The sequence below is a fragment of the Parabacteroides sp. HGS0025 genome (genome assembly GCF_000969845.1).
In the GTDB taxonomy this organism is placed as follows: domain Bacteria; phylum Bacteroidota; class Bacteroidia; order Bacteroidales; family Tannerellaceae; genus Parabacteroides; species Parabacteroides gordonii.
The window spans coordinates 177,462-197,368 of sequence record NZ_KQ033903.1; the positions used below are offsets into that span (position 1 = coordinate 177,462).

18 protein-coding genes and 1 tRNA gene are annotated in these 19,907 nt (G+C 42.4%); 12 read left to right on the top strand and 7 right to left on the bottom strand.

Translation table 11 applies throughout. The annotated features are described in order from the left end of the window. The first annotated feature begins 5 nt into the window (after positions 1 to 5). The 5 genes from HMPREF1212_RS17915 to HMPREF1212_RS17935 all read left to right on the top strand — a co-directional run bounded on the left by HMPREF1212_RS17915 (position 6) and on the right by HMPREF1212_RS17935 (position 6,751). Positions 6 to 1,625, top strand: coding sequence for a RagB/SusD family nutrient uptake outer membrane protein (locus tag HMPREF1212_RS17915; RefSeq protein WP_046150552.1), 1,620 nt, complete (start codon positions 6 to 8; stop codon positions 1,623 to 1,625). 72 nt (positions 1,626 to 1,697) lie between these two features. After that, on the top strand, positions 1,698 to 3,659 hold the full coding sequence (locus HMPREF1212_RS17920; protein WP_046150553.1) for an alpha-L-fucosidase: 1,962 nt from the start codon (positions 1,698 to 1,700) through the stop codon (positions 3,657 to 3,659). A gap of 106 nt (positions 3,660 to 3,765) precedes the next feature. Next, positions 3,766 to 5,316 carry a sulfatase family protein gene (locus HMPREF1212_RS17925; protein WP_046150554.1) on the top strand — a complete coding sequence of 517 codons (1,551 nt, stop codon included), beginning with the start codon at positions 3,766 to 3,768 and terminating at the stop codon, positions 5,314 to 5,316. 132 nt (positions 5,317 to 5,448) lie between these two features. Beyond that, positions 5,449 to 6,108 (top strand): LysE family translocator, encoded by a 660-nt coding sequence (locus tag HMPREF1212_RS17930; RefSeq protein ID WP_028727715.1) that lies wholly within the window; start codon positions 5,449 to 5,451, stop codon positions 6,106 to 6,108. A gap of 1 nt (position 6,109) precedes the next feature. Further along, positions 6,110 to 6,751: a carbohydrate-binding family 9-like protein gene (locus tag HMPREF1212_RS17935; protein WP_046150555.1), complete on the top strand. Its 642-nt coding sequence runs from the start codon at positions 6,110 to 6,112 to the stop codon at positions 6,749 to 6,751. Positions 6,752 to 6,806: 55 nt separating this feature from the next. On the opposite strand, the gene HMPREF1212_RS17940 is transcribed toward HMPREF1212_RS17935, so the two are convergent. After that, entirely contained in the window at positions 6,807 to 7,208 is a 402-nt protein-coding gene (locus HMPREF1212_RS17940; protein ID WP_046150556.1) for a DUF6249 domain-containing protein, read from the bottom strand. Between the two features lie 183 nt (positions 7,209 to 7,391). On the opposite strand from HMPREF1212_RS17940, the gene HMPREF1212_RS17945 reads away from it, so the two are divergent. Both HMPREF1212_RS17945 and HMPREF1212_RS17950 read left to right on the top strand, forming a co-directional pair. Next, complete coding sequence (locus tag HMPREF1212_RS17945) at positions 7,392 to 7,949, top strand: RNA polymerase sigma factor (protein ID WP_046150557.1); 558 nt, start codon at positions 7,392 to 7,394, stop codon at positions 7,947 to 7,949. 2 nt (positions 7,950 to 7,951) lie between these two features. Next, positions 7,952 to 8,299 (top strand): APC family permease, encoded by a 348-nt coding sequence (locus tag HMPREF1212_RS17950; RefSeq protein ID WP_046150558.1) that lies wholly within the window; start codon positions 7,952 to 7,954, stop codon positions 8,297 to 8,299. Here the strand turns inward: HMPREF1212_RS17950 and HMPREF1212_RS17955 are convergent. Further along, positions 8,238 to 10,355 (bottom strand): sensor histidine kinase, encoded by a 2,118-nt coding sequence (locus tag HMPREF1212_RS17955; RefSeq protein WP_198293286.1) that lies wholly within the window; start codon positions 10,353 to 10,355, stop codon positions 8,238 to 8,240. The two genes, HMPREF1212_RS17950 and HMPREF1212_RS17955, sit on opposite strands and share 62 nt — an antisense overlap. A 33-nt stretch (positions 10,356 to 10,388) precedes the next feature. Beyond that, positions 10,389 to 11,708 (bottom strand): sensor histidine kinase, encoded by a 1,320-nt coding sequence (locus HMPREF1212_RS17960; protein WP_082099932.1) that lies wholly within the window; start codon positions 11,706 to 11,708, stop codon positions 10,389 to 10,391. A gap of 367 nt (positions 11,709 to 12,075) precedes the next feature. Here HMPREF1212_RS17960 and rpsA point away from each other — a divergent pair, with 367 nt between their 5' ends. Together rpsA and HMPREF1212_RS17970 are read left to right on the top strand one after the other, a co-directional pair. Further along, positions 12,076 to 13,872 carry a 30S ribosomal protein S1 gene (rpsA, locus tag HMPREF1212_RS17965; RefSeq protein ID WP_028727709.1) on the top strand — a complete coding sequence of 599 codons (1,797 nt, stop codon included), beginning with the start codon at positions 12,076 to 12,078 and terminating at the stop codon, positions 13,870 to 13,872. A 195-nt stretch (positions 13,873 to 14,067) separates the two neighbouring features. Further along, positions 14,068 to 14,457: a response regulator gene (locus tag HMPREF1212_RS17970; RefSeq protein ID WP_046150560.1), complete on the top strand. Its 390-nt coding sequence runs from the start codon at positions 14,068 to 14,070 to the stop codon at positions 14,455 to 14,457. A gap of 78 nt (positions 14,458 to 14,535) precedes the next feature. Here HMPREF1212_RS17970 and HMPREF1212_RS17975 read toward each other — a convergent pair whose 3' ends face one another. Beyond that, positions 14,536 to 14,808, bottom strand: coding sequence for a hypothetical protein (locus HMPREF1212_RS17975; protein WP_028727707.1), 273 nt, complete (start codon positions 14,806 to 14,808; stop codon positions 14,536 to 14,538). Between the two features lie 469 nt (positions 14,809 to 15,277). Between HMPREF1212_RS17975 and HMPREF1212_RS17980 the strand changes: the two genes are divergently transcribed. The 3 genes from HMPREF1212_RS17980 to HMPREF1212_RS17990 all read left to right on the top strand — a co-directional run bounded on the left by HMPREF1212_RS17980 (position 15,278) and on the right by HMPREF1212_RS17990 (position 17,484). After that, positions 15,278 to 16,168, top strand: coding sequence for a helix-turn-helix domain-containing protein (locus tag HMPREF1212_RS17980; RefSeq protein ID WP_046150561.1), 891 nt, complete (start codon positions 15,278 to 15,280; stop codon positions 16,166 to 16,168). Between the two features lie 29 nt (positions 16,169 to 16,197). Continuing rightward, positions 16,198 to 16,479, top strand: coding sequence for an HU family DNA-binding protein (locus HMPREF1212_RS17985; RefSeq protein ID WP_046150562.1), 282 nt, complete (start codon positions 16,198 to 16,200; stop codon positions 16,477 to 16,479). A 183-nt stretch (positions 16,480 to 16,662) separates the two neighbouring features. After that, positions 16,663 to 17,484: a hypothetical protein gene (locus tag HMPREF1212_RS17990; protein ID WP_046150563.1), complete on the top strand. Its 822-nt coding sequence runs from the start codon at positions 16,663 to 16,665 to the stop codon at positions 17,482 to 17,484. An 84-nt stretch (positions 17,485 to 17,568) separates the two neighbouring features. On the opposite strand, the gene HMPREF1212_RS17995 is transcribed toward HMPREF1212_RS17990, so the two are convergent. From HMPREF1212_RS17995 to HMPREF1212_RS18005, 3 genes are all read right to left on the bottom strand, one after another. Beyond that, positions 17,569 to 17,642: transfer RNA gene (locus tag HMPREF1212_RS17995), tRNA-Pro, on the bottom strand. A 36-nt stretch (positions 17,643 to 17,678) separates the two neighbouring features. Next, a complete protein-coding gene (gene aroB, locus HMPREF1212_RS18000) occupies positions 17,679 to 18,743 on the bottom strand; it encodes a 3-dehydroquinate synthase (RefSeq protein ID WP_028727704.1) in 1,065 nt (354 codons plus the stop codon). A gap of 211 nt (positions 18,744 to 18,954) precedes the next feature. Then, positions 18,955 to 19,842 (bottom strand): Rpn family recombination-promoting nuclease/putative transposase, encoded by an 888-nt coding sequence (locus tag HMPREF1212_RS18005; protein ID WP_046150564.1) that lies wholly within the window; start codon positions 19,840 to 19,842, stop codon positions 18,955 to 18,957. Between the last annotated feature and the right edge of the window lie 65 nt (positions 19,843 to 19,907).

Here is a 19,907-nt window from a genome sequence, read left to right on the forward strand (position 1 = left end):
CAAAGATGAAACGTAGTAAATTTATCATATATTATATCATTGCAGCTATCCTGCTGAACACCTCCTGCGATCTGGAACGCACACCGCTGGATCAGTTCTCCGAAGAAACCTTCTGGAGCAGTGAAGAAAATGCCCTGATTGCATTAACCGGTATTTATAAAGGTAACATCACTTTCAATGCGAACGAGATGAACCCTATGGACTGGTGGTCTTACGGAGGATTGATATTCCTTGAATTTGCATCCGACAATGCATATGACCGTAGAGGAACGAATTCCAATTTCATGAAAATGGTCAATGGTTCTCTACTTCCCAACAATTCATTTATAGCCTCCTATTGGTCTAACTCATATACAAAGATAGCCCGTTGCAACCGTTTTCTGGAAGGGATCGATAAAGTTCCGGCCAGTGAGGGAGTCGTAAACCGCTTCAAGGCAGAAGCACGCTTTTTGAGAGCTGTGCAATACTTCTATCTGGCACAATATTTCCAGGATGTGCCTTTGGTAACTAAAGTGTTGACCAAGGATGAAGCAAATGTCGTTACGAAACAGACTAAAGCTGAAATCGTTGCCTTTATTACCCGGGAGTTAACAGAAAGTATTCCTGATCTTCCCCACTGGAAAGATCTGCAAGCTTCTGAAACCGGCCGGGCTTCCCAACAGGCGGCTTATGCATTCCTGGGTAGAACGCTTCTGGCAGACAAACAATATAAAGAAGCCGCAGCCGCCTTCGAGCAAATCATTAACATGGGAGAGAATATTATCGAAGCGGATTATCAATCGGTATTCTATCCTGCAAATAAAAACAGCGCAGAGATTATTATCGGAATGCAGTACCTGACCGATATGGCAGGTTGCGGTATATGCCAGCATGCATACCCGGTGAAAGACAGAGGATGGTGTCTGATCAATCCCCTGGGAAGTTTATTCGAAGCTTATCAGTTCAAGGACGGTACACCTTTCAGCTACGATAGTCCTTTGTACAATCCTAAAAATCTGGGCGAGAACAGAGATCCCCGCCTGGACTATACGATCTTCTACGACGGTGCGACATTCAAGGGAAGCACATACATCTCACATCCCGACTCGGACAGTCCTGACAAAACGCAGGGAGGACAAACGACCCAGACCGGATTTATGATGAGAAAGTACTTTGATGAAACCTATAACGGAAATATCGGGACATACGGCCCTAATATTCCTGTTATCCGTTATGCTGAAGTATTGCTAAGTTATCTGGAAGCGAAACTGGAAGGAGGAGAAACGATTACAACGGAACTTCTCGACAAAACGATAAATGCAGTCAGACAACGTGCATCCGTCAATATGCCTCCGATCACGGAAACAAATGTAGATAAACTGCGTCCCCTTTTACGCAACGAACGTCGCGTGGAATTGGCGATGGAAGGCGTTCGTTACTGGGATCTGCTTCGTTGGGGCGTTGCGCATGAAGTCCTTCAAGGTAAATTCTACGGAGCCCCATTCCCCGGTGCCCAAAAAGTGGACGGGGATGGATCTCAGGATCCTTATGGCCGCTGGTATGTAAATAAATGGAATTTCCGCCAACAAGACTATAAATGGCCGATTCCACAATCGGAACAGGATATCAATCCTAATCTGAGATAATTAATCAAACAAAACCGGAGAAAAGTTCAGGGAATTCCCCCTTTCTCCGGTTTTCAAATTAAAACACGCTATATGAATTACTTATATCTATTATCTTTATTCTTTTTACTTAGTGCATGTACTTCCGGCACTCCTCTTCAAAAGCAAGAAGGGAAATCCTTCTCCATACCCGCTAATGCATCCCGGGAAGATGTCATCAAACTGGCAACCGAAGTCCGTCCCTCTTACCGCCAACTGGATTACCAGCAGCGGGAAATGTTAGGTTTCATCCATATCGGGATGAACACTTTCACCGGAGCGGAATGGGGGACAGGAAAAGAAGATCCTTCTATCTTCAATCCGGATCAACTGGATGCTGAGGAATGGGTTAAGACATTCAAAGATGCAGGGATCACTGGCGTTATCCTGGTTACTAAACATCATGACGGTTTTTGTGTATGGCCCAGTAAATACACCGACCATACTGTAGCCCATTCTCCCTGGCGCAACGGACAAGGAGATATGGTAAAAGAAGTGGCCGACGCCTGTAAAAAATATGATATGAAACTCTGTCTCTACCTCTCCCCCTGGGATATGCATGAAGAGACTTATGGTACAGAGGCATACAATGATTATTATATCCATCAGCTGGAAGAATTGTTAACGAATTATGGCCCCGTCTATCTTCTCTGGTTCGATGGCGCCGGCATAAACAGCAAAACCAGCGGTAAAGAAATGAATTTTGCCTGGGAACGTATCTTTAAAAGAGCGCGCGAACTTCAGCCGGATGTATTGTTATCCGGTGCAGCACCTGACATACGCTGGGTAGGCAACGAAGCCGGACAGGGACGCGAAACGGAATGGAGCGTTCAGGGGATCGACGATGAAAATGTATTGTTCGGCGGAGAGATCAAAGGGCACGCTTCGACGGCCAAAAACCTGGGAAGCATAGATGAATTAATGAATAAAAAACGACTGGTATGGTATCCCTCGCGGGGAGGCTTACCACTGCGTAAAGGTTGGTTCTATAATCCGAACGATGACCAAACGACCAAATCATTGGAGTATCTCGTAAACAGCTATTTCTCTACCGTTGGTCAAAACTCAAACCTCCTGCCTAACCTCTCACCGGATAAAACAGGCCGCATCCCCCGGAAAGATGCAAAACGACTGATCGACTTCGGTAAAATAATTGCAGCCATGAAGCAAACGGACTATGCGTTGGGAGCTAAAACCATTCCCGTTTCAGGTTGGGATAACTCTTCAGAAAAAAATGTCCTGACCGACAATGATCCTTTTACCTCCTGGCAAACACCGGACGGAGTGACACAAGCCGAAGTAAGGATCGAACTGAAAGCTGCCGCCCCGATCAATGTCATCAAACTACAGGAGAACATCCGTGATTACGGGCAAAGAGTAGAGTCTTTTGCCATAGATGCTTTGATCGAAGGAGAATGGAAGGAAGTTGCAACCAGTACAACCATCGGTTTCCGCAAAATGATCCGGCTGAAAGAACCGGTCGAAACCGATCAGTTCCGTATCCGTATCCAGAATAGCAGAGTATCTGTTTCTTTAAGTAACATATCCATGTATTATCTGGCTCCCATTCCGAAAGAAACGGAAAGAAAAAATGACCGGAAAGCGTTGACAGACGACAATTGGATCATTAGCTCTTCCGGCATCTATGTACAGGATACGCCTCTGCAATATCTGGTAGACAATAATGAGTCCGATTGTTTCAAAGGAATCATACGAAAACTTCCGGCCAAATTTCTTTTTAATTTCAATAACCAGGAATATATACTGAAAGGCTTCTCATATCTCCCTGATAAAACTGAACATGCTGGACACATTGAGGAGTATGCCCTCTACTTCAGCAATGACGGACAAAACTGGGGAAACCCCGTTATACAGGGACGTTTCGGAAACATCGTTAACAATCCGGTAGAACAGTTCATTCCTTTTGATGGACACAAAACGAAATTCGTAAAAATGGAAATACTAAAAGCGACTTCCGATACCATTTCGATTCCCGGGCTTGTATTTTATCAATAAAAGCACTGCTACCGCGACGTTATCAAACGGTAAATTGTTTTTATCAGATAAAAAGCAGATATTTGTAATCTGAATTTATAATTATTCACCTGAGATATTAAATATCATGAAATCAAACTTATTGATCGGGCTTGGATTGGGCACTCTGTTTGTCCCTAACCTATTGAAAGCCCAACAGGGGCAGCCTACTCCACAAATGCCGAATGTCATCTTTATCTATGCCGACGACCTCGGTTACGGCGACCTGGAATGCTACGGAGCTACCCGCGTACAAACGCCTAACGTAAACAAACTGGCAAACAGTGGTATCCGCTTTACGAATACACATGCAACGGCTGCAACCAGTACTCCTTCCCGCTATTCCCTGCTTACCGGAGAATATGCATGGCGCAGGCCGGGTACGGACATCGCTGCCGGTAACGCCGGAATGATCATCCGCCCTGAACGTTATACCATCGCCGACATGTTCAAGAACGCAGGCTATACAACCGCTGCCCTGGGTAAATGGCATCTGGGACTAGGAGACAAGACAGCCCAACAGGACTGGAATGCCCCGCTGCCCGCCGCTTTAGGTGATCTGGGATTCGATTATTCCTATATCATGGCTGCTACGGCCGACCGCGTTCCTTGTGTATTTATCGAAAACGGTAAAGTGGCTAATTACGACCCGTCTGCACCGATCGAAGTCAGCTATGAGAAACCTTTCGAAGGCGAACCGCTGGGAAAAGACCATCCGGAACTGCTATATAACCTGAAACACAGCCACGGCCATGACATGGCTATCGTAAACGGTATCGGACGTATCGGTTATATGAAAGGGGGCGGCAAAGCCTTATGGAAAGACGAGAACCTGGCAGACTCCATCACGACACATGCCCTCGATTTCATCAAAGCGAACAAGGACAAACCTTTCTTCATGTATTTCGCCACCAACGATGTACATGTACCCCGTTTCCCGCACGACCGCTTCAGAGGTAAAAACCCGATGGGGTTGAGAGGGGATGCTATCGTGCAATTCGACTGGAGTGTCGGACAGATCCTGGATGAACTGGACAGACTGGGATTAAGAGAAAATACGCTGATCATCCTTTCAAGCGACAACGGTCCTGTTGTGGATGACGGTTATGCAGACCAGGCAGAGGAATTGCTGGGCGATCACAAGCCGGGCGGCCCGTTACGTGGCGGCAAGTACAGCGCTTTCGAAGCCGGAACACGCATTCCTGCAATTGTAAGCTGGCCGAAAGAAATAAAAAAAGGAAAGGTATCGGACGCTTTGATGTCGCAGGTAGACTGGTTTGCTTCACTGGCAGCATTGACTGGCTCGGTTCTTCCAAAAGGAGCTGCTCCCGACAGTTACAATTATCTGGGCACTTTATTGGGAACAGACAACAGCGAACGTCCCTGGGTGATCGAACAGGCATCCGACCATACTTTATCAGTCCGTACAAAAGACTGGAAATATATCGAAACCAGCGACGGACCGAATATGGTTCCCTGGGGACCGAAAATCGAAACAGGCTATTCCAAGACACCTCAACTGTATGATATGACAAAAGTAGGTGAGCAGGAAAACCTGGCATTAAAACGTCCTGAAATTGTCTATCAGCTACAGTCCATACTGAAAGGTGTACGACAGAATACGGTAAAGCCGCAATAAGTTAAGACAATGTATTTCAATTAAAATTCAATGGTCGGGAGCAAAAGTTCCTGACCATTTTTTTGTTTTTACCTTTTTTTATCAGGGAATAGACATTATCTTTGTGGCAATTTGGCAGAAAATAAAAGGATAATGCTGGGACTTATTAGTAAAGGAATTGTGATAGGCATACTCGTATCAGCCCCGATGGGTCCGATTGGTATGCTGTGTATACAAAGAACATTGAACAAAGGACGTTGGCACGGTTTCGTTACCGGTCTGGGAGCAGCCTTATCGGATGTTATATATGCAGCTCTTACTTGCCTGGGAATGGGGGTCGTTGTTAATTTCGTGGAAGCCAACCAGGCTCCGCTTCAGTTAATGGGCAGCATTGTTCTGGGACTTTTCGGTTACTATATATACCAAACCAATCCTGTAAAAAACTTAAAAAAGCAACGTGAAAAAAAGTTATCGTTCACACAGGATTTTATTACAGCTTTTCTTCTTACCTTTAGCAACGTTTTGATCGTGCTTCTGTATATAGGCCTGTTCGCACGCTTTGGATTTGTGTTGCCAGACCATTCGGTATGGATGTTATTAGGTGGGATCGCATGTATTGGTTTAGGTGCCGTTCTATGGTGGTTCGGTATCACATATATAGTTGCTAAATTAAAAAAGTGGTTTAATGTACGAGGAATATGGTTGTTAAATCGGATTGTAGGGACAGTCATTATTATTTTGGCTATTGTAGGAGTCTTGTCAGTTCTCCTCACCTCATATTTCCATTTGCCGTTGCTCCAAATCTATAATTAACATGAAGAAGCTAAAAGTACCGTATTTAGTAACACTGGATGTATTGGATTTATCATCCGCAGGATATTTGCTGGAAAGCAAAGCTCACAGAGAGTATATTGATGTAATCAATTGGGAGAAATACCCTTACAAACCGATTGTGGCATTCGACATTGCACGTTCGGATGCCTTTTTATACATTCGTTATTTTGTAAAAGGCAACTCATTAAAGGCACTTCATGGTGTCGACGGTTCTCCCGTTTATACAGATAGTTGTGTGGAGTTTTTCATGAAGACCGTGGAAGATCACAACTACATGAATTTTGAATTTAATTGTATCGGGACGTGTGATGCCGCCCGCCGACAATCGCGGGAGATCAAACGATCGCTGACCTCCGACGAATATGCATCCATCCGGAGATATTCTTCACTGGAGAACAAACCATTCACGGAGAAGATGGGCGTATACTCCTGGGAATTGGTTGTTGCCATTCCTTTCCAGTTAATGGGACTCGATCCGGAAAATCTACCGGAAAAGATTTTAGGAAACTTCTACAAATGTGCCGACGACACAGAGTTCCCCCATTACGTAAGTTGGAATCCGATCGATGTTCCTACACCGGACTTCCATCGTCCGGAATTCTTCGGGGAGATTTATTTATAAAACAAAAAAGGGTGAAGTTTAGAACTTCACCCTTTTTTGTTGCCTGATAAACCCATTATTTATCCTTATCCTTTGTAATCTTCATCTCTACAAGAAAGGCAATAATCAACCCGATACCACCGAACAACAGAACAGAGGCTCCGTAAATAGAACTGACCATTTCCCGCTCTCCCCAATTTTTCAAATCATAGTTAGTGGTAGATACAGAGATTATAAAGCCTACCAACAACCCTAATCCGACACCAGCCAATAAGCAACCGGCCTTCAATGAGCTAAAAGAGAAATTAGCCGATAGGCGGGGCAAACCAATTTTTACATCAGCGGAAGGATCCAACTTATCCCCGATCTTCTCTATAATTGCCAATCGTTCTTTTTTACGTACGAACAATTCGAACAAGCCGTAAATACCGGCACACACTATCCCGACAATAAGCGGAACCATTATAAAATCCATCATAGCAGTAAGTATTAAATGTTTTTACTAATTCATTTACTAGTTTGACGCAGCGCCACAGAAAAGGTTACAACTAAAGAAAGAAAATATCCCGACACCTGCCGATTAGTTGCCGGAAATCTATTTTTTATATTATTATTGTTGCGAGTTGTAACCTAATTACCGAACTTGCGTCCATAAGGTAGGATGGAGTTGTATAGCGACGCATATTACATAGAAAGGATTGTGGCCGGAGATACAGGTTGTTTCGCCTGCCTGCTCGATAAATACAGCCGTCCGGTTCATTCGTTAATCCTTAAGACGGTACGGAATAAGGAGGATGCGGAAGAACTGGCGCAGGATGTATTTATGAAAGTTTTTCGTAACTTGCCGTCGTTCAAAGGCGATTGCAGCTTCTCTACCTGGATTTACCGGATCGCTTACAATACGGCGATTTCCGAACTACGGAAAAAGAAGCAGGAGTTTGTCGCCATTGAAGAGTCGCAGATCAACAACGTATCTGAAGAAGAAATCAGCGAGATGCTGGAGCATACGTCGGTATCGGAGCAACTCGACAAACTGGAGATCGCCCTCGCTCAACTGCCGCCGGACGAAAGGGCCTTGATCCTGCTCTTTTACCACAAGGAAAAGACAATCGAGGAACTGACCGTAATAACGGGGCTGAGTGCATCTAATGCCAAGGTCAAATTGCACCGTATACGAAAAAAGTTATTTGTATTAATTAAAGGAATGGAGGAACAATAAATATGGACAGTAACAAGAAAAACCCGGATATACTGGAAAACCTCTTCAGGCAGATGCCGGAAGAAGAACTGCCCGCATCCTTTCGCCTGAACGTGATGCAGCAGATAGCCAAAGAAGCCGTTAAGGTAAGAAAGCGGAATGAATGGTTCGGACTGGCTGCCGTGATTGCAGCCTCGTTGCTGATGCTGGCAATAGCTGCCGTGTCTTTCTTCTATATAGAATTACCTCAGATAAGCTGGCCGAAGATAAATCTATCCGCCCTTAGTTTCTATTTCTATATCGGGATACTTAGTTTACTTCTCCTGTTTGCCGATTACAAGTTGAGGAAGGCATTCCGCAAGGATGAGTAAAGATGAAGCGGGCTCCATTCTCATAGGTCGGATCGATAGCAAGAGTGCCATTTAAACGGTCTGCAATCAGTGTACAGATAGAAAGTCCCAGGCCGACACCGGGTTTATAATCATCCAGCTTTTCAAAACGCTGAAAGACAGAAGCCTGCTTCTCCTTCGGGATACCGCAACCGGTATCAGTCACAGAGATATGGACCTGTTTGCCATCTTCATCGACTTTATAGGACAGGTTGATCTCTCCTTTTTGTGTGAACTTGGCCGAGTTCGTGAGTAGATTGGTCAGTATCTGCAACAGACGCAATTTATCAGTATGAAGTGTAACAGGGATAATATCCGGAGTAAAGGTCAGCTCTACCCCTTCCGGTATCCTGTGGCGGACACTGTCGAGTGCTCTTTGGCAACATTCCGTCAACGAATAATCATCAAACTTAAAATTCAGATCCCCGGTTTCCATGCGTGACAGGTCGAGTACGTCGTTAACAAGATTCAGCAACTGCTCGGTATTGTTCTTTATGACGGAAGCATACATATCAGCCTCATCCGGGTCACCGGAACCATCGACCAGTAAATCGGAAAAACCGACAATAGCATTCAACGGCGTACGTATCTCATGGCTCATATTGGCTATAAAGGCACTTTTCATCCGGCTGGCTTCTTCGGCTTTGGCTTTCTCGCATTTCAAGTTGTTTTCAGACTCCAACAGGGAATGTTTCTCCTTCAGTAACTCGTTCTTTAACCGGCGGGCACGCTGATAATACAGTAACAACACATACAAAAGACACAATAAGATAATAAAGACGACGGACAAGAAAAGGATTTGCCGCTGTTTCTCAGCCATGCGTTCCTTATTTACCTGCATCTCGTGTTCTTGTTCTTCCTTGTTTTTCAGTTCGTGCAAGGCTCGGAGCAGATTTACCTGACGAATGAATGTTTTCTTGTTGCGCTGTAAGCTCATATCATTCAGTTCATCATATAAAACAAGCGCTTCCGACAACCTCCCCTGCTCTTCCAATACTTCCGCCTGAAACTGCAAGTCGATGGGAATACGTTCCGTTTTGAATATCTCCTCCATCAGTTGTGCCGCCTTGGAGAGATTACCCGTTTTTCTGTAATAATGTGCCAGGGTCGCCCGATAAGTATTTTCCACATAATCACCCTCGACCACTACATTTCCGACATATTTGTTCGCTTTTGCCAGCATTTGTCTTGCTTCTGCCAGCATATCCTCACGGATATATAAATCTGCATAAGAAGAATAAAGTAACCAATACTCCCTTTTTATATGAGCAAATGTTTCCGTCCGCATAGTCATCACAGCCATGGAATCGACAGCAGCTTCATAACGTTTAAATATACCTAGAGCCTGTTCAAAAGGACAAACTCTAGTTGCACATTCCGCCTGATATGCTGACATCCTCATGCGGGTCTCCCTTCTCTTTACTTCAGAGCAATCCATATCATCCAGCATATCGATACCCTCCTGAAACACGACCACTGCAACACTATCACGACGCAAACGTTTATAAATCAACCCTAAACTCTCGGTACACCTAACCAAACCATACGGATGCCCGATCTCACTCGCCAAATGGTATTCGTTTAATGCTTCATTCAAGGCAGCCTCATACTCACCGCTCCAAAGCAAGTCCTGACAGGAATAGCTTTTCGCATCGAACAAAGCATTGGGGTATTCATTCCGGCTTTTGCTGATTGAATCGATCTTTCTTCCCCAATATAATATACTGTCCCGTAGCCCGTATTCATTATAATAATGACGGGACAGATTAAGCAGTGCGAAATAAACAGCAGGAATCGAATCGATCCGGCAAGCTTCTTCATAACAACGTTCCAGCCATGCAACCTCGACAGGTGTCTGATTATTCAGATCTGCCAGCCTGGTCAATACCGGTATCCTGACATGGGGATCGGAAGATACGGACAAGAGAGACTCCAAGCTGTCGATTTTATGAGAGATCAACAAAGAATCCGGCTGTGCATACAGAGTATATTGCGACATTACATACAGAATGAATGTAACCAAAAAGCATTTGTTCATATATATATTGCAGACTCTCATACTTTTATCGGATTAATCTTTGCTATTTTCCAAACCGCAGGGATGAATGAATACAAAGCAGGCGCCTCTCGCTTCCTTTCCGGAAGAAGTATCCAGATACAAGCTGCCTCCAAAACGGTCGGCGATATTCCGGCAAATAGTAAGCCCTAATCCCGTACCTTGCTTAAAGTCATCCAGTTTTTCAAAACGTTCAAATATTTTTTCGGCCATTTCTTCCGGAACGCCACAACCGGTATCAGACACGATAAAGCGGACAGTATTATTCTCCCGGTCTATTTCAAAACTCAGATTCACCTCTCCTGTCGGAGTAAACTTAAGTGCATTTGAAAGCAAATGTCCCAGCAACTGCTGCAAACGGAACCGGTCGGTGTTTAAAAGAAAAGAGTCTACGGGGAATACACTGTTCAGCTTTACACCCGACCTGGCTTTATTTTCCATAAAAGCTGCCACCTCGCGGCAAAGCACAACTATATCCCATTCTTTGATCGTAAAACTATAATTACCAGACTCAAGCCGGGACAGGTCGAGAACATCATTTATCAGGTTCATCAATAACCCTGAACTGTGTTTGATCGTAGTGGCAAAAGTTTTTTTCTCCTTTTCCTGAAAAGAATTGTCGACCAGCAATTCGGAAAAACCGACAATAGCATTAAGCGGCGTACGCACTTCATGGCTGATATTCGAGATAAAAACAGTTTTCAAACGGTTTGCTTCTACAGCCTCCTCTTTGATTACTCGCAATTGTTTTTCCGACTCAACCAGTGAATCTTTCTCTTGCAGTAATTCATTCTTCAGACGCCGGGCACGGAGATACAAGCGGTATAAGAGAGATAACAGGATCAGCAGTACACCGATCGTCACCAAAATATGAATTAGTTGCCGTTGCCGGGAAGCGATCTGTTCATTCTGATAGTTCAGTTCGCGGACTCGTTTCTCGGTATCGTTCAAATCGTTCAGGACGCGAATCTGGGTCATCTGCCGGTCGAAAGCTTTATCATTAATAGCCGCATTCGTTTCCAGCATATTTTTATATACCTGAATAGCTTCTTTCAATTCCCCGTCACGACGCAGGGTCTGTATTTTCACCCTCATCATATCCACAAGCTCCTTGTCTAAAGAGACTTCTACTTTTTGTTGTCGGTTAATTGATACCAATTCTTTCAAAACAGTAAGTTTTTCTTCAGGCGTCTTTACTTCTTGCAGCACATTACGCAAACTGTCTGTCCGTATTTTCCCTCTCTCGTTTTGGGAAGATACCGATACCGCGTAAAGTAAAAGTACTACTACACATACTATTTTTATACTCTTTGTAAACAGACTTTTAGTCTTCATGCATATAATCTTACAGCGATTGGCAAACTTACAAATAAATATTTACACCGAAGAGGATATTTCAATATATTTTTCTTCAGTCATTTTGAATTTCAATTGCTTTATATACATCTTATAACAATCGCCTGTTTCAAAAATCAGCAAGGATGGAAAAAATTGGCCCCCTGCATATAGGCGGAGCCAGACAGACAAGGAATATGACCGGGATTATATATAAGCAGAAAAACAAGAGAAGTAAAACTTATTTTCCGAAGCAAAACGCTTGTCTATCAGAAAAAAAGCGTTACCTTTGCCCCGATTTTTGAGAGATGACAACATAATGTCTAACTTACTAATTAAAACAAACTTAAGTATTAACAATTAGAGAATGGAAAATTTAAAGAACATTCAGCCGGTTGAAGATTTCAACTGGGACTCCTATGAAATGGGAGAATCTTACGGTGACGTAAGCAAGGACGACCTTGTAAAAACGTATGACGAAACCCTGAACACTGTAAAGGATAAGGAAGTCGTTATGGGAACCGTTACTGCAATGAACAAACGTGAAGTTGTAGTGAACATCGGTTTCAAATCAGACGGTGTTGTATCAATGGCGGAATTCCGTTACAATCCGGATCTGAAAATTGGTGACGAAGTAGAAGTTTACATCGAAAACCAGGAAGACAAAAAAGGACAGTTGATCCTTTCCCACAAGAAAGCTCGCGCTACACGCTCTTGGGATCGTGTTAACGAAGCTCTTGAAAAAGACGAAATTATCAAAGGTTACATCAAATGTCGTACTAAGGGCGGTATGATCGTTGACGTATTCGGTATCGAAGCATTCTTACCGGGTTCTCAGATCGACGTTAAGCCTATCCGCGACTATGACGTATTCGTAGGTAAGACAATGGAATTCAAGATCGTTAAGATCAACCAGGAATTCAAGAACGTTGTTGTATCTCACAAGGCTCTTATCGAAGCAGAGCTTGAAGCACAGAAAAAAGACATTATCTCTAAACTGGAAAAAGGACAGGTTCTGGAAGGAACTGTTAAGAACATCACTTCTTACGGTGTATTCATCGACCTGGGTGGCGTAGACGGTTTGATCCACATCACAGACCTTTCTTGGGGCCGTGTTTCTCATCCGGAAGAAATCGTTCAGCTTGATCAGAAGATCAATGTTGTTATCCTTGATTTCGACGACGAAAAGAAACGTATCGCTCTTGGCTTGAAACAATTGACTCCGCATCCTTGGGATGCTTTGGATACTAACCTGAAAGTTGGTGACAAAGTAAAAGGTAAAGTGGTTGTTATGGCTGACTACGGTGCATTCATCGAAATCGCTCCGGGCGTAGAAGGTTTGATCCACGTATCAGAAATGAGCTGGACTCAGCACCTGCGTTCTGCTCAGGACTTCATGAAGGTTGGTGACGAAATCGAAGCAGTAATCCTGACTTTGGATCGTGACGAACGTAAGATGTCTCTGGGTATCAAACAGCTGAAAGCTGACCCATGGGAAGATATCGAATCTCGTTTCCCGGTTGGTTCACGCCACACAGCAAAAGTTCGTAACTTCACTAACTTCGGTGTATTCGTAGAAATCGAAGAAGGCGTAGACGGCTTGATCCACATCTCTGACCTTTCTTGGACTAAGAAGATCAAACACCCGAGTGAATTCACTCAGATCGGTGCGGAAATCGAAGTTCAGGTTCTGGAAATCGACAAAGAAAACCGTCGTTTGAGTTTAGGCCACAAACAGCTGGAAGAAAATCCTTGGGATGTATTTGAAACTATCTTCACAGTAGGTTCAATCCACGAAGGAACAATCATCGAAGTACTTGACAAGGGTGCTGTAGTTTCTCTGCCTTACGGTGTAGAAGGTTTCGCAACTCCGAAACACCTGGTAAAAGAAGACGGTTCTCAGGCTGTAGTTGACGAAAAACTTCAGTTCAAGGTAATCGAATTCAACAAAGAAGCAAAACGTATCATCCTTTCTCACAGCCGTATTTTCGAAGACGAACAGAAGGGTGCTAAGAAAGATGCTCCTGCAGGTGACAAAAAGCCGGCTGCAAGACGCAACAAAAACGAAGAAGCTTCTGCAATGGTAACCGGTCCGGTAGAAAAAACTACACTGGGTGACATTGAAGAACTGGCTGCTTTGAAAGAAAAACTTTCTGGAAAATAATCAGTTACACTGATATAAGACAAAAAGGAGTCGCTTATAAAAGCGGCTCCTTTTTTTATGTTCTTATCCCGTTATATCCCCCCTTCTGACACTTTCCCCTACATTTGTTGATATTCATGAAGATTTAAGCCTTATAAGCTTGCGTATCTTAAATTAAATGCTGAAATTTGTTGATGTTAATCCAATATTAAGATCATGGATGAAAATATAGCAAACAAAAGCATTACAATTCTCATCGCAGAAGATGAAGAAAGTAACTTCTTATTACTGAAAACAATCCTGAAAAGACACTGCAATATTTTGCATGCTAAAACAGGAAAGGAACTGTTGGAAATTTATAAAGAGCAACATGCCGACCTGATACTTATGGACATCAAGATGCCTGAAATGAACGGTATAGATGCCCTAAAAGAAATCCGCAAATTCGATACGGAAATCCCGGTTATCATGCAATCAGCCTATGCTTTTGAGAATGATATGGAATCGGCACGTCAGGCCGGAAGCAACGGATTCATCACGAAACCGATCAACATCAAGGAGCTAAAAGCAACATTATCCAGCTTTCTGCCCGAGTTGACCTGGTAGTTCAATAGGATAAAGATAAAATAAAAAGGAGATGCTTTCTACAAGTATCTCCTTTCTATTTTTGTATTGCAGCCTTAGTTACTCATTGGCAGCTTCTGCTTTCGCACATTCTGCCTCTTGTTCTTTTGCACCGTAATAAGCACAATCTTCCTGAATTCCTAAAAGCTGATTCATTTGATGTCTTTTTTCTAAATCGGTAAAATAGACTTCTACCACTTTATAAATATCAAAACCTCCTGTCGAACCTGCGGCAAGATTTAGTGACTCTACCATTTTTTTTGCTGCATTATGAATTTCAGCTTTTTCGATGAGGTGTAACTCATTACTGTGAATTAATTGATTCTTTCCCATGATGTTTGACTTTAAAGTTATACTTGCTTTTTTATTAATAACCACTGAGCAGACAAGTTTGTTATGCTTGCTGATTCTTTACAGCTTTAAATATACAAACATCTTCTTATTATTGCACAATTTCATACCTTTAATTTCAAACTTTCGTCAAAATTATTCCAAACAGCATACTTCTTCTATACTTTTCCGTTTTGAATAAGGAGCAGGTTCTGCATATCCGATACGCAGTAGAATAGTAACCATATATAAGAAAACGGTAACATTCAAAAGATACAACAACAATTTTTAATATGAGAATAATGAACAAATATCTTCGAAATAAGGTTTATATGGTTCACTAGTGAATAGTCTGTAACAAAAAATGTCAAGAAACGTGCCATATTTCTTCATTGTCATACCATAATTCCACAACCCTGAATATCATAAAGAACGATGTCTTAATTTTATACACGAATATAATTATAGGGTGATGTCTTTAGAAGAAAACAGATTATACGTAGGAAATAATGACACCGCGAATTTTATAAATAACGAATTAATATTCTATAAGGATGTCAAAGAAATTCCTATTCCCCCGTATCCTTCATACATAGAATACGGAATGGTAATACTTTGCACCGAAGGCAATGCCAGGATCAAAGTTCATACATATGAACACTTATTGGCAAAAAACGAGCTGATAATACTTCTTCCGGGTCAGCTTATCTCTTTAAATGAGATAAGTAAGGACTTTACTATAAGTGCTTTTTCCATTTCACGATCGTTGTTCAATGATGTATTAAGTGGAATTTGCAGGTTTTCCCCTCATTTCTTCTTCTACATGCGAAGTCATTTCTATTATGAACTGACAGATAGCGAATCGATGAACTTCGGTAATTATTATAACATGGTATGCACAAAGGCCCAGTCTCCTTCAAACCTATATCCAAGAGAATCCGTCATTCATATATTACGAATTCTCTACTTGGACCTTTATAACAGTTACAAAATCGACTCATTGCCATATATACCGACAATGGATTCTCATAAAAAAGAATTGACAGATAAATTCTTTTCTCTTATCATGCAACATTACAAAGAGAACAGAGAGGTTTCCTTTTATGCTAAGATGTTATGTATAACTCCCAAGTATTTAACGACAATTGTCAAAGCGGTAAGCGGCAAGTCGGCCAAAGATTGGATATTAGAGTATATTATATTAGAGATCAAAGCTTTATTGAGAGACTCTTCATTAAACATACAGGAGATCGTACTTAAAACAAATTTTGCCAATCAGTCTTCTCTGGCGAGATTCTTCCGGAAACATACGGGCATGTCTCCCTCTGAATTCAGAAAAGGTAAATTGGATACAAACTTATAAACAAATTTCTAACTAAAAAAGAAAAAGCGATGAACAGAAGTCAATTAATTAACGAACTAGCAGCAAGAACAGAGGTTAACAAGAAAGATATTACAACAGTACTCGATGCATTTACGGAGATGGTCGTTGAGCAGACAAAAGCCGGAGACCGTGTATTCATACCTGGCTTCGGGGCATTCAAACCTCGCTTACAGACAAGTCGTCCGGCACGAAATCCCAAGAATGGAGATGTCATTATGCTCACACCTCGAACCATCGTCCATTTCAAATGTGCCTCTCAGCTGATCGAACAAATAAACGCAGCCGAGTAAGGAACTATCCTCCGGATAATTAAATCCAGCCACCAGGATAATGGAATTAATAGGGCGGGTAATCGCTGGCCGATAGTTATCGGCCAGCCTGCTCATTACTAAATCTTAACAAACACTTTCCCTACAAAGATTTATTAAATCCAGAACCTTTTTCATATATTTACGCAACTAAGATATACTACTATGATCAAAAGACTACTACTAATATATCTGCTATGGAGTTGCTTTACCATTTCAGTCAAAGCAACCGGGCAGGTTGGTGAAATAATTATTATCGGGCATGATACCCTCAGTATGCTTTCTTGCCCTATTGAAGCAGATTCATTGATAAGCGAAGAAGTACAAAAACAAATACGAACATTCTTATCTGATGAGCACTTCAGCACCGGATGTTACCGGAGATATATCGGATACTGGCAACTGGAAAACAACACATTATATCTCGAAAAGATAAGAGTTTACCCGGATAGACATGAAGGAGAACAAACCTTTCTTAAGATTGATAGTATTTTTGGAAGGTATAAAGAAAAAGAGAGCCGTATCACAGCCTCTTGGTTCAGTGGCGAATTAAAAGTTGTCTCCGGAAAATGTGTTTCATATATACATGACGGATTTCTGCGCGACTATGAACATGAAAGAATATACAAAATAGAACGAGGGAAAGTCATCTCCCAGGCATTTTATGAAAACTCTTTGCAAAAGGCTCGTATTACTAAGGAAGAGGCCTTGCAATTCATTATACAACAGTTTAATAAAGATTTATTCCCGGAGCTTAAAGATATAAAAATAGGATGTTTATTCAGCCTGATTCCGCAAAAGGACGGAAAAATAGACAGCCTGATTATTCATCATATAACCTTCGGAAAAGAAGATATCTCTTCCGAACGACAACAATTATTCATACAGGAGTTACGTTCCTGTTTCGACTTAATCCCCGAATGGGATGTAATCACCATTCATGGAAAAATCCAACCTACCCTTTCCCGTTGGTTTATACCTCTCTAGCGAGGTAAAGAATTTCGCGAAAAATATCGAAAAACAAAAAAAGGAACTAAGTTTACAACTTAATTCCTTTCTGCTCATTAACCGTCGGGATGACAGGATTTGAACCTGCGACCACACGCCCCCCAGACGCGTACTCTACCGGGCTGAGCTACATCCCGTTTTTCTTTTACGGCTGCAAAGGTAAGATTTTTCCGTTATACGCCAAAACTTTCTCGGTAAAAATCCAGAGACTCCAGTATTTTTTCTTTTGTAACCTGCTGATTTATCTGAACATCACCGATTTGCGAAAGCAAAGTGAAATTGATTATACCTGCCTCATTCTTCTTATCATGTGTCATCAGCTCATATAAAGTATCGTAATCCTTGCAATCGAACACAAATGCAGGATAATATTCCTTGATATAATAAACTACCTGGCTCAACTTATCCATCGGAAAACCGCAAAGTTTGTGAGACAGATACAATTCGCTCACGATACCGGCAGCAACGGCATGACCATGCAGCAACGGACGGTTCTTTTTAAACGAAAGGCTTTCGTAGGCATGACCGATCGTATGCCCGAAGTTCAGCGCCTTACGGATACCATGTTCTTTCGGGTCTTCCTCTACGATACGCTCTTTTACGGCTACCGATTGGGCTACCATCTTATTCAGGAAGGCATAATCCATCTTCTGGTCGAGATCGAACAACATAACAGTCGCATAGGTATCTATCGAACTGATCAGTGCATGTTTGATCATTTCCGCATAACCGGACAACAAGTTATCACGATCCAGCGTACGAAGGAACTCACAATCGATAAATACACATTCGGGAGGATAGAAAGAACCGATCTCGTTTTTCAGCCCATTGAAGTTGATGCCCGTTTTCCCTCCGACGGCAGCATCCACCGAAGCCATCAGCGTAGTAGGGATATTTACCGTTTTCAGTCCACGCTTAAAAGTCGCACCGGCAAAGCCACCCATATCAGTCACCATACCGCCTCCGAGGTTTACCAGCAAGGAGTTACGGGAAGCCCCTTCGTTCGAAAGGCGCATCCAGATAGTAGATAAAGCCTCCAGTCCTTTATGCGTATCACCCGCATCTACGGTTATAACCGGAGCGCCCTTGATAGCCGGAACATCCTGAATCAAAGGATAACATTTCTCCTGAGTATTCGTATCTGTGAGAACAAACAATTTATCGTAATTCAGTGCAGCAAGGAACTCCTGCAAATCTGCTTTCAGATCCTTACTGATCACTACTTTTTGATCAGCCATATATTTTATTATTTTGCTTCTTAGGTTACAAAGGTATTATTTGTTATTCGATTATCAAAAAAGAAGATCAAGTAATAACCACATTAATCCGTTAGCAGAATTAATCCGTGTTCCATCCTTTTGACTCATCTAGCAAGAACAGAAACAAAATCAGCCGGGGTGTTATGTCTTAAGATACCCCGGCTGATTTAATATATTATGCAGTTATAAATTACAATTCGTCAATCTCTTTCACCGACAATCCGGTACACTGAGCGATCGTTTCAATATTAATTCCCTGTTTTTTTAAGTTCGCAGCAATGAGACGTTGTTCTTCTGCCTTGCCTTTCTCCAAGCCCTTCTCCAGACCTTCCATTTTGCCTTTCTCTAATCCTTTCTTCAAACCCTTCTCTTCAGCTTCTTCTACAGCATATTCCAGCGTAGCACGCCAGTCGCGGTAAATCTTTAGATTCTCCTCATAGACGGCACGTTCGTGATCGGTCATTGCTTCTAACTTCGATACATCGAGCAGACGCTTGAAGGCATCATTTTTCTCCTTGAACGGAGACATATCAAATAAATTCATATTCTTCAATATATAAATCGTGTTTTCAAGAGGCGTCTTGCACTCCTCTTCACTTAAATTGAACAGGTCGAACGACAGATAGATCTGCTTCAACTTGACCTCGCCAAATGTTTTACCCGTTGCCTCGTTCGCCAAAATCACGTCCGTGCGCCAATTTTGAAACTCAGGCAGGCTGAAGTTCAACAGGTAGATACCATACACCGGAAGCAGGCTGTACTTCCAGTCATCACCGGTCCTTCCCTGACGGGAGACCATTTTACAAAGATAATAGAATCCGCGGTTAAAGAAATAACGTTGCGGGCAATTCTGCATCTCCAAAATAAATTTACTTCCATCCACATCTTCGCAAAGGAGATCGAAGATCACCGTGCGCTGTTCTACTACTTCCGGTTGGATTTCTTTATCGAGATAAGTCAGGTCTTTCACCCGGTGCTCGCCTTCGAGGGCGGCATTGATAAAGTCGATGGCTACTTGCTTTACTCCGAATACGGTTTTAAAAGCGCTATCCAGCATGATATTAACGTACTTTTCCATATGTCAATGGTTTTAATGGTCTGTTACCCACTAGCGGGTAACGGGACAAAGATAGTTGTTTTTTA

Excerpts from the sequence above, each read along its gene's own strand:
- HMPREF1212_RS17985 (WP_046150562.1), top strand. The coding sequence starts at position 16,198 with ATGAACAGAAGTCAATTAATTAACGAACTAGCAGCAAGAACAGAGGTT.
- HMPREF1212_RS17920 (WP_046150553.1), top strand. The coding sequence starts at position 1,698 with ATGAATTACTTATATCTATTATCTTTATTCTTTTTACTTAGTGCATGT.
- rpsA (WP_028727709.1), top strand. The coding sequence starts at position 12,076 with ATGGAAAATTTAAAGAACATTCAGCCGGTTGAAGATTTCAACTGGGAC.
- HMPREF1212_RS17925 (WP_046150554.1), top strand. The coding sequence starts at position 3,766 with ATGAAATCAAACTTATTGATCGGGCTTGGATTGGGCACTCTGTTTGTC.
- HMPREF1212_RS17955 (WP_198293286.1), bottom strand. The coding sequence starts at position 10,355 with ATGAACAAATGCTTTTTGGTTACATTCATTCTGTATGTAATGTCGCAA.
- HMPREF1212_RS17990 (WP_046150563.1), top strand. The coding sequence starts at position 16,663 with ATGATCAAAAGACTACTACTAATATATCTGCTATGGAGTTGCTTTACC.
- HMPREF1212_RS17960 (WP_082099932.1), bottom strand. The coding sequence starts at position 11,708 with ATGAAGACTAAAAGTCTGTTTACAAAGAGTATAAAAATAGTATGTGTA.
- HMPREF1212_RS17950 (WP_046150558.1), top strand. The coding sequence starts at position 7,952 with ATGGACAGTAACAAGAAAAACCCGGATATACTGGAAAACCTCTTCAGG.
- HMPREF1212_RS17980 (WP_046150561.1), top strand. The coding sequence starts at position 15,278 with ATGTCTTTAGAAGAAAACAGATTATACGTAGGAAATAATGACACCGCG.
- HMPREF1212_RS17945 (WP_046150557.1), top strand. The coding sequence starts at position 7,392 with ATGGAGTTGTATAGCGACGCATATTACATAGAAAGGATTGTGGCCGGA.
- HMPREF1212_RS17930 (WP_028727715.1), top strand. The coding sequence starts at position 5,449 with ATGCTGGGACTTATTAGTAAAGGAATTGTGATAGGCATACTCGTATCA.
- HMPREF1212_RS18005 (WP_046150564.1), bottom strand. The coding sequence starts at position 19,842 with ATGGAAAAGTACGTTAATATCATGCTGGATAGCGCTTTTAAAACCGTA.
- HMPREF1212_RS17940 (WP_046150556.1), bottom strand. The coding sequence starts at position 7,208 with ATGATGGATTTTATAATGGTTCCGCTTATTGTCGGGATAGTGTGTGCC.
- aroB (WP_028727704.1), bottom strand. The coding sequence starts at position 18,743 with ATGGCTGATCAAAAAGTAGTGATCAGTAAGGATCTGAAAGCAGATTTG.
- HMPREF1212_RS17935 (WP_046150555.1), top strand. The coding sequence starts at position 6,110 with ATGAAGAAGCTAAAAGTACCGTATTTAGTAACACTGGATGTATTGGAT.
- HMPREF1212_RS17915 (WP_046150552.1), top strand. The coding sequence starts at position 6 with ATGAAACGTAGTAAATTTATCATATATTATATCATTGCAGCTATCCTG.
- HMPREF1212_RS17970 (WP_046150560.1), top strand. The coding sequence starts at position 14,068 with ATGGATGAAAATATAGCAAACAAAAGCATTACAATTCTCATCGCAGAA.
- HMPREF1212_RS17975 (WP_028727707.1), bottom strand. The coding sequence starts at position 14,808 with ATGGGAAAGAATCAATTAATTCACAGTAATGAGTTACACCTCATCGAA.